At 56.8% G+C, this 12,725-nt stretch carries 12 protein-coding genes; 7 read left to right on the plus strand and 5 right to left on the minus strand.

The annotated features are described in order from the left end of the window. Positions 1 to 19 precede the first annotated feature (19 nt). On the minus strand, positions 20 to 565 hold the full coding sequence (locus IEX04_RS11890) for a DUF2127 domain-containing protein (protein WP_194446453.1): 546 nt from the start codon (positions 563 to 565) through the stop codon (positions 20 to 22). Between the two features lie 66 nt (positions 566 to 631). Between IEX04_RS11890 and IEX04_RS11895 the strand changes: the two genes are divergently transcribed. Together IEX04_RS11895 and IEX04_RS11900 are read left to right on the plus strand one after the other, a co-directional pair. Further along, positions 632 to 1,621, plus strand: a complete 990-nt coding sequence (locus IEX04_RS11895) for an alpha/beta hydrolase (protein ID WP_188685916.1) — start codon at positions 632 to 634, stop codon at positions 1,619 to 1,621. A gap of 220 nt (positions 1,622 to 1,841) precedes the next feature. Continuing rightward, entirely contained in the window at positions 1,842 to 2,354 is a 513-nt protein-coding gene (locus IEX04_RS11900) for a hypothetical protein (RefSeq protein ID WP_141392818.1), read from the plus strand. A 17-nt stretch (positions 2,355 to 2,371) separates the two neighbouring features. On the opposite strand, the gene IEX04_RS11905 is transcribed toward IEX04_RS11900, so the two are convergent. Continuing rightward, positions 2,372 to 3,793, minus strand: coding sequence for an HNH endonuclease signature motif containing protein (locus IEX04_RS11905; RefSeq protein WP_188685917.1), 1,422 nt, complete (start codon positions 3,791 to 3,793; stop codon positions 2,372 to 2,374). A 158-nt stretch (positions 3,794 to 3,951) separates the two neighbouring features. Here IEX04_RS11905 and IEX04_RS11910 point away from each other — a divergent pair, with 158 nt between their 5' ends. Both IEX04_RS11910 and IEX04_RS11915 read left to right on the plus strand, forming a co-directional pair. After that, positions 3,952 to 4,347: a VOC family protein gene (locus tag IEX04_RS11910; protein WP_188686149.1), complete on the plus strand. Its 396-nt coding sequence runs from the start codon at positions 3,952 to 3,954 to the stop codon at positions 4,345 to 4,347. An 83-nt stretch (positions 4,348 to 4,430) separates the two neighbouring features. After that, positions 4,431 to 5,465 carry a DUF1648 domain-containing protein gene (locus IEX04_RS11915; protein WP_188685919.1) on the plus strand — a complete coding sequence of 345 codons (1,035 nt, stop codon included), beginning with the start codon at positions 4,431 to 4,433 and terminating at the stop codon, positions 5,463 to 5,465. A 23-nt stretch (positions 5,466 to 5,488) separates the two neighbouring features. Here the strand turns inward: IEX04_RS11915 and IEX04_RS11920 are convergent, their stop codons facing one another. After that, positions 5,489 to 7,498, minus strand: coding sequence for an acyl-CoA dehydrogenase family protein (locus IEX04_RS11920; protein ID WP_308422420.1), 2,010 nt, complete (start codon positions 7,496 to 7,498; stop codon positions 5,489 to 5,491). Positions 7,499 to 7,509: 11 nt separating this feature from the next. Then, positions 7,510 to 8,190, minus strand: coding sequence for a TetR/AcrR family transcriptional regulator (locus tag IEX04_RS11925; RefSeq protein WP_096253768.1), 681 nt, complete (start codon positions 8,188 to 8,190; stop codon positions 7,510 to 7,512). 64 nt (positions 8,191 to 8,254) lie between these two features. Here IEX04_RS11925 and IEX04_RS11930 point away from each other — a divergent pair, with 64 nt between their 5' ends. Genes IEX04_RS11930 through IEX04_RS11940 form a run of 3 tightly spaced genes read left to right on the plus strand, consistent with a single transcriptional unit; the run spans position 8,255 to position 11,746 of the window. Further along, the gene (locus IEX04_RS11930) at positions 8,255 to 9,550 is read left to right on the plus strand and encodes an acetyl-CoA C-acetyltransferase (RefSeq protein ID WP_188685923.1); all 1,296 of its coding nucleotides are present in this window, start codon (positions 8,255 to 8,257) and stop codon (positions 9,548 to 9,550) included. Beyond that, a complete protein-coding gene (locus tag IEX04_RS11935; RefSeq protein WP_188685925.1) occupies positions 9,551 to 10,888 on the plus strand; it encodes a 3-oxoacyl-ACP reductase in 1,338 nt (445 codons plus the stop codon). It begins immediately after the preceding gene. Then, positions 10,889 to 11,746 carry a MaoC family dehydratase gene (locus tag IEX04_RS11940; protein ID WP_188685927.1) on the plus strand — a complete coding sequence of 286 codons (858 nt, stop codon included), beginning with the start codon at positions 10,889 to 10,891 and terminating at the stop codon, positions 11,744 to 11,746. A 40-nt stretch (positions 11,747 to 11,786) separates the two neighbouring features. On the opposite strand, the gene IEX04_RS11945 is transcribed toward IEX04_RS11940, so the two are convergent. Next, complete coding sequence (locus IEX04_RS11945; RefSeq protein ID WP_188685929.1) at positions 11,787 to 12,725, minus strand: COX15/CtaA family protein; 939 nt, start codon at positions 12,723 to 12,725, stop codon at positions 11,787 to 11,789.

The raw sequence follows: 12,725 nt of genomic DNA on the forward strand, positions 1-12,725 counted from the left end.
TGATCCGTGGGTTGAACGGCTATTTTCCTGCGATTGGCTTCCGAGATTTGTGCATCCTGTACTCATACCAAGTCAGCCAGAGGATCAACAGGTCAAAGACGGTTAGAAGCGCCATGCCTAGGCTAAATTTTACGGCAAGCTGATAGACCTGATAGCCAATAAAAATTAGTAAGAATGCCATCATCCATGGGTACGCCCAGAGGAAATTTCGAAGCACCGCCCAAGCCAAAACAACTTTCACGAACCCATGCAGAAGCAAGTAGATAGCACCAAACAAGGAAGCTGAGAGTGTCAGTCCGTGAGCCGCGATAATTAGAGCGTTGGCTACAAGGTCTTGAGGATCCTCAGAAAGTTCGTGCTGGGTGAGAATCCGGACAAAGGTGCCAATTTGGTTCGGTGGAACCAGCAACAAAAGCCCGCCGCCTATTAGCTCGAGTAAACCGTCAAGTCCCTTCAGATCCAAGGTCACGCGAAAGATGCGGTTGAGAGCACTTCCTTTGGTTTCTCCGACACTATTCCCGACGTCTCCAGGCGAGAGGAATACTTCTAATTTGGATTCTGGCACATAGCGGTGTCATTAGAGAATTGAGTGAAGTGTTGCGTTTTCTTCACGAGGTAAGCTTCTGATCCAATGGAAAGATATCCCGAAGAGCAATTGACCAAGGCAGCAACCCGAAATGGCCATGTGGCAGACACGGGACTTCAGCAATGGCTGTCCACGGTGCGCTCGGTACCTGAAACTGCAACGTCCCCAGACTTGGAAAGTTTACGGTTGCCGCGTTCACGCGGGCCAGGTCCCGATCTGTATTCCGTGCGGAACTTTCAAATCCCGAGCCAAAAGACAATTCCGGTTCGGTATTACCAGACGAGGGAGCAGTCGCGGCCATTGGTGGTTTATGTTCATGGCGGTGCATTTACTTTTGGTGATCTCGAATCGCACGACCGAACATGTCGGCGACTAGCAGTACACGGTGATGTCAACGTGATGGCAGTAGATTTTAGGTTGGCACCCGAGCATCCTGCCCCTGCAGCAATTGAAGACGTGGTTGATGTTTTGCGTTGGGCATCAAATGAGCAAAGTCAGATAAATCAGCCAACCATACCGGTGGCTCTTGCCGGCGATAGCTCTGGTGGACTCATTGCCGCCTTAGCAGCGAATGAGTACATTTCAACCGGGGGCCATGTATCCGCAGTGCTACTTGCCTGCCCGAATACTGACCTAACGTTGAGCAGTCCCAGCATACGGACCAAAGGACAGGGTTGGGGTCTTAGCAGTGCAGACTTGCGGTGGTTCATCCAACAGTGGGTTCAGGATCTGGAACCAGAAACGCTAGAGAAATATAGTCCACTGCACGTAGAACTAAGAGCGCTACCCACAACAATGATTGCGATTGCAGAACATGATCCGCTACATGATGAAGGGGCAGAGTTAGCCAAGAAACTGAACCTGCTTGGAGTAGACGTTCAATTACTAGACCATGAGGGCCTAGTGCATGGGTTCTTGAGCCTAGACGAAGTGTCGACTGCAGCTGAAGTGGCAGGCACCAAAATGTTCACGCTTTTTGGACAGGTTTTACACGACCAGTTATCTCGATCGTTGCCCCGAAATAGGGGGCGCTAGATATGGTGGCGTTCACTCACGCAACTATCGCATGCGCGAAGCTGCACGGCCCCAGGAGCAAAATCATCTCTCAGGCAATCCGCTTTAAACCCGTCAGATGGATGCAAGATTTATAGAATCGCGGATTTGCTAGCAAACTCTTTTTCACTCAGGTAGTCTAAAGCGTGGTGTTTGATCGAGTTTATGGTTTCATCTGAAGAACAAGAGGAAGGGAGAAAAAATGCCAAGTAGCGCAAATGAAAAGTTAAGTTGCCCTGCTGGTACTCGTCGTCTTTTTCTTGTTGCTCCAGTCTTGGCCCTTGTATTGACCTTTATGGGCTATTGGTTGGCCAGACCTTTTATCCCTGGACACGTTGCAATCCACATGGGACCCGATGGTGTCGGCTATGGATCCGCATTCCGCATGCTGATGGTTTGCGCAGTTATCGCCGCGGTGGCTTTTGTTGTTGGCGGAATAACAGCGCGAGGATTTTTAGTCGCGGGCCACTGGTACCAGGTAGAAAAGGCCATCGTGATTAGCGTTGAAGCTTTCGCCTATGCAGTGCTCGGTGTTGGGCTGGGCTCGGTTCTGAGCACCCTGGGTGTGGAATCAAACGGCACCAGTTCCCAAAGCGTGGGCTTGGGGCTTTTGTCGTTCGTAATCGTCTTTATTCTTGCCTCGATCATTTACGTCGTGGCACTTCCCAAGGGACGATTTGAAGAACTCCAGGCTCGACAACAACCGACGGATTAACATTCAGTAGTGTTTTCCTACTTGCGGGGCTGTTCATTCGCCTGCGGGTCAGCCTCGCGCACAATGCCCGTGGCAGGTGGAGCCAGTGAACGATACGTTCGTCCATCTCCCGTGTTGATCACGATGGAATGCGGAATGGAATAATCTACTTTTTCGTACCAACCCGGCAACTCTTTGGCCAAGTTGCAAAAGCGACATCTGTAGGACGAATTATGTACCGAGGTTGGTCCGTTCAGATGGCGTTGCACCACGTGGTCAATTTCTTCAGGAACACCGTCACAGTAAGGCGTCATGCAATGGGAATCTCGAATTCGGATGAACTCTTTTAGCGACTCAGGGAATTCACGAGCCTTTGAATCCATAGCGATGAGGTCTTGATTACCGGGTGCGGTGTAGATCCTTTGAATTTCCGGGAAAGTGAAAATTCTGCGGTTCAATTCATCGTCTTTCAGCGTCAGGTGGAATGGATCTTCGAGGTCCACCTTCGCTCCAGCGACTAACTCACGAGCATACTGCGCCGGTATGATTCCGTAGCCCGGCAGGTTTGCCGGCTCATGGCTGCCTGCAAACAGTGTCTTATCGGTCATGATGAGTTTGACGTCCAAGAACAGCGGAACCTTCGGCGGAAAACCTTCCAATTGACTGCAGATGAGCATGTCTGCCTGGAGCTGTTGCTTGGTGCGTGGGTCGTTGCCCATGCGGAAGATTGCCTTGGCGCGTTTTTTGATGGACTTGGCTAAGGCTATGCCTTCGGCCAAGGGCAGCTTCGCACTGAGCATCACACAGTCCTTGCTCTTGCGGAAGCGGACATAACGTTTCGCGGCTTCATCTTCAATCTTGACGGCCTTTTCACTGCTTTGAAATCGCTCGGTGAATTTTCGAACGAGGTCGCTGATGGCCCGCACCCCAAGATTCTCAAACATATCCGTGTGATCAGCGAAAATCGCATCAAATTCACGACGGCCATTCGCGTCAACTTCTTCAAGTGGTTCGGTAATGGCTTTGATCTGGCGCTCGGTCAGATGCCCATGGGCAAAACAATCGAAGAGGTTCGGGGTGTCTTCGAGGAGGATCCGGCAGGCTCTTAGGTAACTACAGGCCCCATTGGTGCTTTGCCGACGATTGATGGCAATAGCCGCTGCGGCGCCACGTTCACTTTGGTATATGTGCACCCCGCGGTCCTCATTTTCACGGACAACTTGCTTCTCGTAAAAGTAAGCCATTCTGGCTTGCTTGGCACTAAAGCTGGCCTTGCGACGTTCAGTCTCGTTAATATACTGGGCGAGTAAAGAATTATCATGAAGAGCGATGGCATCGTCGATGCCGTCATCTATAGCTTGCTCGCTGAGCTCGGTGTAATCGAGCGCCACGGATGTAGGTGGTCTCGTTGGCGGCGGAGCTTCGAACTCCTTGTCAGGACTAGCTTCTTCTTCGTACATAGTTTCACTTTACGCCGTTGTACCGACGTTTTAGGCTCGCAGGAACCGTTTGTGGATAAGTGGGTATATTCTTTTTATACTCAGGTCAGCCGGGTGATCACGAAAAATCTGCCTGGTAAATTTGGCGTAAATCATCAATTGACAGGATGGTACGTAAAATGTTTTTGCATCATGTACAGCTTTCGATGGGATCAGGAAAAGAAACGCTTGCTCGCAGCTTTTACGTAGGGGCCTTAGGCCTCACCGAGGTGCCCAAACCGCCGTCGCTACAGCAGCGCGGCGGGTGCTGGTTTCGAGCGTTCGAAGGCGAACAGGTGGTCGCTGAAGTGCATCTTGGTGTTGATCAAAACTTTGTCCCGAGCGGCAAGGCGCATCCGGCATTTCTAGTCAAGAATATTGCCACATTGGAAGCGATGGCCCGGCGGATTGAATCGGGTGGGCATGAACTGTCTTGGGTGGAGCGGCATAGCTTTGAGGGTTACCAGCGGTTCCACTGCCGTGACCCGTTTGGCAATAGGATCGAAATCCTTGCACGTGATCTCAATAATAATTAAATAGAACAACTCTGATTTGGTAAGCTTAAATCAGGTAGGTAGAAATTTTATGCCACATTTGGGAACTTTCACGAGAGGGTGTCGTGTCCGAAGAGGACCAGAGATATAACCGCAATTGGATCATCGGCATTATCAGTGGATTGCTGATTCTTGCCCTGTTGGCAGGCGCCTGGATGGTTATGGTCAAGGACCAGCTGCCGGCGGAACTCGCGACGCACTGGAATGGCCGCGGCGAGGTAGACGGTTATGATTCCCTCTTAGGTCACGTGCTGACGATGACCTTTTTCTCTGTGTTTGTTGTCGGGGCTATCGGATGCGCGGCGATCATGACCCGCGCTCAGTCGATCATGCTGGCCCGGATTGGTCTCGGATTCGCGGTGGTGCTTGGACTAATGATCAATGGTTTGAGCCTTGCTTTGGTCGTGGGCCAATTGGGGATGGGCTCTGCCCAGTTCGCTTCCGTGCACGGGCTGACACTTGCTGTATCTTTGACCGGATCCGCACTGTTGGGCCTATTAGTATTCTTCGCCTACCGTCCGCGGGAGGTGATGCACGAACAATCACACGAGATCATCGCCGCGGATTTGGAAGCTAACGACCCAGCCTCTGCTGTGACGCTTAGCCAGGCACAGCGCGCGCAGCTCGACGAGGTATCGCAGGTGACGCTGACAGTGCCCGGGATGCGCTGGTTGATTGCCGCAGTTGCGATACTACTGATGCTGATCGGTTGGTACGCCGACCAATTCGTGGTGATTTTCGGCGCGCTGGCCGGCGGCCTGTGCTACTGGTTCTTCTTTGCTGGAGCTTTTGAAGTCGACGGACAAGGCACACGGATTGTGGCTTCCAGATGCTTTAAGGTCATGAAGCTTCAGTACTCGGATATCAAAGCCGTGCACGTGAAAGACGTAAGGGCCTTGGAATACGGTGGGTGGGGCTACCGCTCGGACATCTCGCATAAGGGGTTTTTGACCGGCAATGGGCCGGCCGTCGTCATCGATATGGGCTACTACCAACAGCAGATCATCTCGATGCCGGACGTAGCCACGGCCAGCCAGATTTGTGCGCTCATCAACGCTTATCGACTACTTGAGACGACCAAGGCCGCGACCACCAAGTAGGTAGCCGCGGCCCTGAAGCGAACTTACGCCTTGGACTTCTTCAACGACTTCTCGCTGACCGGAGCATTGTCACTGGCCCGTAGCTTGCGGAAGTACTCCATGGCCTCATCTTGGCGGGTGGCCTCGATACCGGTGGAGATCTCCGCGCGCAGATGCTCCTGAGTGTAGCCAAACGCGTCAACCAGATCCTGAGCATGGGGGCGCAGGCGGTCTAGCAGACGATTGAGGTAACCCGGGAGGGTGCGCGCACGCTGCATGGACAGTCGGCCGTGGGCCAAGAACCAGCCCAGATCATCTTCGATCAAGCTCAGTGCGAAGACATCACGCAACCAGGTCAACACCTCGGCGGTAGTTGGATCCTCAACCTTGGTCAGCGCCGCGGTGAAAGCTTCCCAGCGCAACAGCTGCCCGTGATCACGAGCGGCCGAGATCAGCAGGTCTTGATTCTCGTTGAAAGCCTTGGCGCCCTTGACTTTATCCTTGCCTGCCGCGCGTAAAGCGTTTGCCACCTCTGCAACTTTGGCGTTGACCCGGTCGGTCAACAGCTCGCGCTGGTTCGCCGGATCCTTGAAGAAGTTTGCGCTCTTACGCTCATCGGAGACATCGACGAAGGCCTGGCCCACGCTGCGCAACCCCGAACGGTAGAGCGCTGTGGTACCGACCTGCTTGGCCACGTAACGGGCCATCGCCCCGGTATCTAGCTTGCGGAACTCCGCCGCGTAATCGGTGAGCAGGCGCTTGCCCACCAGCTGCAAGAGCACATTGTTATCCCCTTCGAAGGTCACGTACACATCCAGATCCTGGTAGAGCTGGGTGAAGCGATTCTTGGCGATGTAACCCGAACCGCCGCAGGCTTCGCGTGATTCTTGGATGGTGTCTAACGCGTCCCAGGTGCTCAACGGCTTCAACGCCGCGGCCAGGGTTTCTAGATCTTGACGATCCTCGTCGGTGTCTTCGCGGCCGGAGAAGACCGCGTCAAACTTCGAGAGCAGTTCATCGTGTGCAAAGGACGCGGCGTAGGTGCGTGCCATCCGGGTGATCAGCCGACGCTGATGACGCTGGTAATCCAAGATCGTGGTTTCTTCGGTATCTGAGACGCTGTTGAACTGGCGACGCTGGTTGCCGTAAGTTACGGCGATCTGCAGGGCCATCTTCGAGGCGCCAGTTGCTGCGCCGTCGAGTGAGACTCGACCCTGGACCAGGGTGCCGAGCATCGTGAAGAAGCGTCGGCCGGGGGAGGAGATCGGGGAGCTGTAGCTGCCATCGGCGGCCACATCGCCGTAGCGGTTGAGCAGGTTGGTGCGTGGGATGCGCACGTTGGTGAAGTGCAAACGGCCGTTGTCGATACCGTTCAGTCCGCCCTTAAGCCCGTCATCCTCGCCTCCGACACCTTCAACGAAGCTACCGTCTTCATTGCGGATCGGCACGTAGAAACAGTGCACGCCGTGGTTTACCCCGTTGGTGATCAGCTGCGCGAAGACCGTCGCTGCGGTGCCGTGCAACGCGGCGTTGCCCAAGAATTCTTTCCAGGCAGCGGCGAAGGGCGTGTGGATGACAAACTCTTCGGTTTCCGGGTCATAGGTGGCGGTGGTCGCTACCGCAGCCACGTCGGAGCCGTGGCCGATCTCGGTCATGGCAAACGCGCCAGGTACATCCAGGTTCATTGCGCCCGGCAGCCACTTGGCGTGGTGTTCTTCGGTGCCTAGGTGCATGATGGCACCGGCAAAAAGACCCCACTGCACGCCGGCTTTGATCTGCAGCGAAGGGTCCGCGGCGACAAGTTCCACGAACGCGGCGATGGAGCTTCCGTGGTCATCGAGCCCCCCAAACTTCTTCGGGAATGCGCGCTGTACCGCTTTTTGATCAACTAAGACCTTCAGCTGGCGCAGCACCTGTTCGCGGTGTTCATCCATGGACCACGCAGGGTCACGCTGCAACTGCGGGTCGGCGGCGCGAGCACGCGAAGCCTTGCGGATTTCTGCGTAGGGGCCAAGGAGCTGTTCGGCCAGGGCTTTAACGTTGATGCTGTTCATTTGTTTGCCTTTCATGCGCTGCGTTGGGTGGTGGAGATGCCGTGGGTGAGCCAAGAGCTGAGGGCCTGGGCCATTTCATTCAAAGTTGCTTTGTCTTCGCCTTCGGGCTGGCGCAACCAGATTTCTCCGGCGGAGCGGATCATCCCGAGGGCCGCGCGTGGCCACAATCCGGTGGCCTTGGAGGCACTGTGCGTATTGCCGGCCAGATGTGCGGTTAGCCGCTCATTCATCAATGCGGTGACCTCGTCGAAGAAGGCATTGAGTACTCCCAGGGAGCCGGTTGCCGTGCGATCTGGTGCGGTGAGCACGTCCGGGGCTTGGGCGGTGACAAAAAAGTAAAGGTTCGGACTGCCCTTGGCTAGCTCCAGGTAGGCGGTAACCATTGCGCGTAGCGCCCCGGCTTCGTCTCCCTCGGCCAGGCCCGCGGCGATGATCGAATCGCGGAAGTCTGTGATAACCACCGCGCCGAGCGCTTGGCGCAACCCTTCCTTATCTCCGAAATAGCGGTAGTAGACCGGTTTGGAGGTTTTGGCGTGCGCGGCGATGTCTTCCATGGACACCTGCGGGCCCAGCTTATGTACCGCTTTGCGGGCGAGCTTGAGCAGCTCGGTATGGCGTTGGCTGCGATGCGCCTGCCAGCGGGCCGAACGACCATCGGTGACCGCATCGTTATCTTGGGTGATTTTGTTCACGTAACTCAGAGTATCATGTACTGTTGGTTACAGTAATACTTCTCACAACCCTAGGAGTTCTTCCATGGCCGATCAGCCAGTGCGCCACGCGGTAATCATCGGTGGCAACCGTATTCCCTTTGCCCGGTCAAACACCGCCTACGTGAACGTCTCCAATCAGGACATGTTCACCGCCGCGCTGGAAGGCCTGGTAGCCCGCTTTGGCCTGCAGGGACAGCGCATCGGCGCGGTCTCCGGCGGCGCGGTACTCAAACACTCCAAGGACTTTAACCTGATGCGCGAGTGCGTACTGGGTAGCTCATTGGACGCGGCTACTCCGGCGTACGACGTACAGATGGCTTGCGCCACCGGCATGGAAGCCATCGGTTCGCTGGCAAATAAGATCAAGCTCGGCCAGCTCGACTCGGCCATCGGCGGTGGCGTGGATACCACCAGTGACGCGCCAATTGTGGTCTCCGAGCCATTGCGCGCTATCCTGCTGGAACTTTCGCGGGCGCGCAGCACCAAGGCCAAGCTCAGCGCCTTGGCGAAGATCCGCCCGGCACACCTAGCACCCAGCGCTCCGGGCACCGGTGAACCACGCACCGGGATGTCAATGGGTGAACACCAAGCCATCACCACCCATGCCTGGGGCATCACCCGCGAAGCCCAAGACGAACTAGCGTTGGCCAGCCACAAAAATCTTGCAGCCGCCTATGACCGTGGTTTCTTCGATGATTTGATCACCGCGTTTAACGGGCTAGCCAAGGATAATAACCTGCGCGCCGATTCCTCCATGGACAAGCTGGCAAAGCTTAAGCCAGCCTTCGGCAAGTCGCTGGGGGAGCAGGCCACGATGACCGCTGCGAACTCCACCCCGCTGACCGATGGCGCCTCGGCAGTGCTTTTGGGTAGCGAGGCTTACGCTCAGGAAAACGATCTGCCGATGTTGGCGAACTTTGTAGACTTCGAAGCTGCCGCGGTGGACTTTGTCCACGGTAGCGAAGGACTACTGATGGCTCCTGCCTACGCCACCGCCCGACTGCTCAAGCGCAATAACCTCAGCTTCGAAGATTTTGACTTCTTCGAGATCCACGAGGCCTTTGCCGGCACCGTGCTAGCCACGCTGAAGGCGTGGGAGTCCGAAGAGTTCTGCCGCGAAAAGCTGGGACTAGACGAACCACTAGGCACCGTGGACCGCGCCAAGCTCAACGTGAATGGTTCCTCGCTGGCCGCTGGCCACCCATTCGCCGCCACCGGCGGACGACTGATCGCCAGCACCGCAAAAATGTTGCATGAAAAGGGTTCGGGCCGCGCACTGATCTCCGTGTGTGCCGCCGGTGGTCAGGGTGTTGTTGCAATCTTGGAGGCACGAAAGTAAATGGCTGATAAGTACCTAGAACTAGTGAACAGTGGGATGACCAAGAAGCTTGCGAAGCTGCTTGGACTTCCACGCCCACCGCGCCTGCGCCGCTACGGGGTAGACACCCCGCTGCTTCCCGGTCCGGTATTGGTCTTAGGCACCTCCGCCCGTGCCCAGGAACTCAGCGACGTCATGGTCTCTTGGGGATTGGATGTGCGCCGCCACGATGCGGGGCAGAGCAAACTAGGTGGGCTGGTGTTGCTACTCGATGAGCTGAGCCATCCCGAACAGCTCTCCGCCCTGATGCTTGCCACCGGTGCTGCCTTGCGCAAACTAGTGCCCGGAGCCCGGGTGGTTTCCGTCTCCAAGCCGGCGTTGGCTAACGATGAGCCTGCGGTCGCCGCGGTCCGCCAAGGCATTGATGGCGCGATGCGTTCCTTGGGACGCGAAATGCGCGGTGGAGCCACCGCCAACGGCATCGTCTTAGCTGGTGACACCAGCATTGTCAGCCCGAGCGCACTGGGAGCGCTACGCTTCTTCTTCTCCGGGCGCAGCGCATACGTGGATGGTCAATTTTTGACCGTCCGCACCGAAGCTGGAGAACTTCCCGATGACTTCCGGGCACCACTGGCCGGTAAGGTCGCAGTCGTCACCGGCGCCGCCCGTGGTATCGGCGCGGAGATTGCCCGCACCCTGGCCCGTGACGGTGCCAAGGTGGTCTTAGTTGACATGCCGCAGGCGGGCGACGCGCTCGCAAAGGTGGCAAATCAGGTCGGTGGCACTACGCTGCAGCTAGATGTCACCGCCAAGGATGCTGGCGCACGCATCATGGACCACGCGCTCACTCGGCACGGCTCGCTGGATTTGGTAGTGCACAACGCCGGAATCACCCGGGACAAGCTACTGGCAAATATGGATGCCGCCCGCTGGGATTCGGTGATCGCTGTTAATATCGCCTCGCAGCTGCGCATGAATGAGGTCTTCCTGGCCGCAAAACTACCCGGGCTACGCGTCGTCAGCCTGGCCTCGACCTCCGGCATTGCCGGTAACCGCGGCCAGACAAATTACGCCGCCAGCAAGGGCGGGGTCATCGGCATGGTACGGGCCAGCGCCGCACTATTCGCCGAAAGCGGTGGCTCGATCACCGCCGTGGCACCGGGCTTTATCGAAACCGAGATGACCGCAAAGATCCCGCTGGGCACTCGAACCGTGGCACGCTTGGTGTTGCCTTCGCTCATGCAGGGTGGCTTGCCGGTAGATGTCGCCGAGGCGATTGGATTCCTTGGCTCTGACGCTGCCGCCGGCCTCAACGGCCAGACACTGCGTGTCTGCGGTCAGTCGCTAGTGGGTGCCTAAATGGGTGCCGAAGTAGTTTCCGCGATCCCCTCGATGGGATCGGTTTATGCGCGGGCGGTCAAAACGCTGAACCGTAAGAGTAAGAACCCGGTGTTGCCCGAGGTGACGCTGGTCTTCCAAGGGGCTCAAGCCGACCGGGAAAAACTCGGAGAATTCCGCCGCGCGGTCAAAGCGCCGGCCAACGGTAAACTGCCTAGCCTCTACGTACATTCGCTGGCGTTCCCGCTGGCGATGTCCTTGATGCTACGCGAAGATTTTCCGCTGCCGTTGCTGGGCATGATTCACCTAACCAACCAGGTGGACGTCGCCGAGCCGCTGGGGGACGCCGAGTTATTTGACGTGGAAGTGAACGCCGAGAACTTAGTGGCACACCCCAAGGGGGTCTGCTGCGATCTGCTGGTAAAGATTGTGGTGGACGGGCAAACCCGAATGTTGTTGCGCAGCACCTTCCTGGCTAAAGGCGTCAAAATTGATGGCCAAACGCCGCCGAGTGTGGAGCATAGTGAGTTTAGTGCGCCGCAGCGCACCGCACAATGGAAACTGGGAGCAGGTGCTGGACGGGCATGGGCTTCCGTGGCCGGGGACTACAACCCGATTCACCTCAGTGCACTCAGCGCGAAGGCCCTAGGAATGCCTCGGGCCATTGCCCACGGTATTTATTTGGCGGCTCGCGCGCTGGCAGGAATTGAACCGGCTAGCGGAAACTATTCGTGGCGCATTGAATTTAAAACTCCGGTGCTACTGCCGGCCACCGTAGATCTGGGATTTGAAGCGACCAGCCAGGGGTACAAAGTGCAAGGGTGGAACCCGCGCAAGCTCAAACCACACTTTGAGCTGGACCTGACCCGCAAAGACTAAAATTTAGTGGTCCGTAGCAATTAGCTACGGACCACTAAATTTATACGGCCATTGCGGGGATTCGTGTTGTAGCGTGATGGCTTCCTTCGGCCGCCAAAAGTACGCGGACGGCGCCAATCCAGACCAATGCCGAACCGACTAGATGCAAAACGACCATCAGCTCGGGCAGGTGAGTTAGGGACTGAATGATTCCCAGAGCTCCTTGGCCTAGAAAAACGAGAATAAAAAGCAAGGTCTTGTCTGCGAGGAGCTTCTCGCCGGCCCGCTTCGCACGGCACCATAAGCCGACTGCCAAGCTGAACGCCGCCAGCGCCGCGACACCATGGATCAGGGTGACCCAAATCCAGGAGAACGGCATGCGCGGAACGTTGGCCGAATCGCCGGCGTGAGGGCCTGTACCGGTAACCACGGTTCCCAGAATGACCAGCACCGCGGTCATGGCCAGAAGCCAGCGGGCGAGCACGCGTGAATTCCGCGAACCGGCGGGCAGCTGCGGCTTATCGAGGTTCTGACTTTTCTGCCAGGTGATGGCCGCGGCAGTGAGCAGCCCGGTAGCCGCCAGGAAGTGCCCAGACACCACATACGCATTCAGATCGACCCAGACGGTGATGCCACCGATGACGGCGTTCAAAACCACAAACCAGAACTGCATCCAAGCCCAACGGGTCACCTCCGGAGCCTGCCTGCGTTGCAAGCGAGCGGTAATAATTACCCAGCCCACCACGACGCATAATCCAACGGTCAGCAGTCGATTGACGAACTCGATAATGGCATGCAATCCCATCTGCGCACTCGGTGCTACTGACCCGCCCGCGCAGGTGGGCCAGTCAGGGCAACCGAGCCCCGAGCCAGTAACGCGGACTACACCGCCGCCAAGAATGATCAAGATCGCTGCAATCAGCGCAGCAAGTGATGCGATACGAAGTGAGCGACGTTCTAGTGGGAAACGATGTGCCAGCCAGAAGAAAGGGGTACGCAT

Source organism: Glutamicibacter ardleyensis (genome assembly GCF_014644555.1).
Classification (GTDB): Bacteria; Actinomycetota; Actinomycetes; order Actinomycetales; family Micrococcaceae; genus Glutamicibacter; species Glutamicibacter bergerei.

Excerpts from the sequence above, each read along its gene's own strand:
- IEX04_RS11895 (WP_188685916.1), top strand. The coding sequence starts at position 632 with ATGGAAAGATATCCCGAAGAGCAATTGACCAAGGCAGCAACCCGAAAT.
- IEX04_RS11900 (WP_141392818.1), top strand. The coding sequence starts at position 1,842 with ATGCCAAGTAGCGCAAATGAAAAGTTAAGTTGCCCTGCTGGTACTCGT.
- IEX04_RS11905 (WP_188685917.1), bottom strand. The coding sequence starts at position 3,793 with ATGTACGAAGAAGAAGCTAGTCCTGACAAGGAGTTCGAAGCTCCGCCG.
- IEX04_RS11910 (WP_188686149.1), top strand. The coding sequence starts at position 3,952 with ATGTTTTTGCATCATGTACAGCTTTCGATGGGATCAGGAAAAGAAACG.
- IEX04_RS11920 (WP_308422420.1), bottom strand. The coding sequence starts at position 7,498 with ATGAACAGCATCAACGTTAAAGCCCTGGCCGAACAGCTCCTTGGCCCC.
- IEX04_RS11930 (WP_188685923.1), top strand. The coding sequence starts at position 8,255 with ATGGCCGATCAGCCAGTGCGCCACGCGGTAATCATCGGTGGCAACCGT.
- IEX04_RS11935 (WP_188685925.1), top strand. The coding sequence starts at position 9,551 with ATGGCTGATAAGTACCTAGAACTAGTGAACAGTGGGATGACCAAGAAG.
- IEX04_RS11940 (WP_188685927.1), top strand. The coding sequence starts at position 10,889 with ATGGGTGCCGAAGTAGTTTCCGCGATCCCCTCGATGGGATCGGTTTAT.
- IEX04_RS11945 (WP_188685929.1), bottom strand. The coding sequence starts at position 12,725 with ATGCGTACCCCTTTCTTCTGGCTGGCACATCGTTTCCCACTAGAACGT.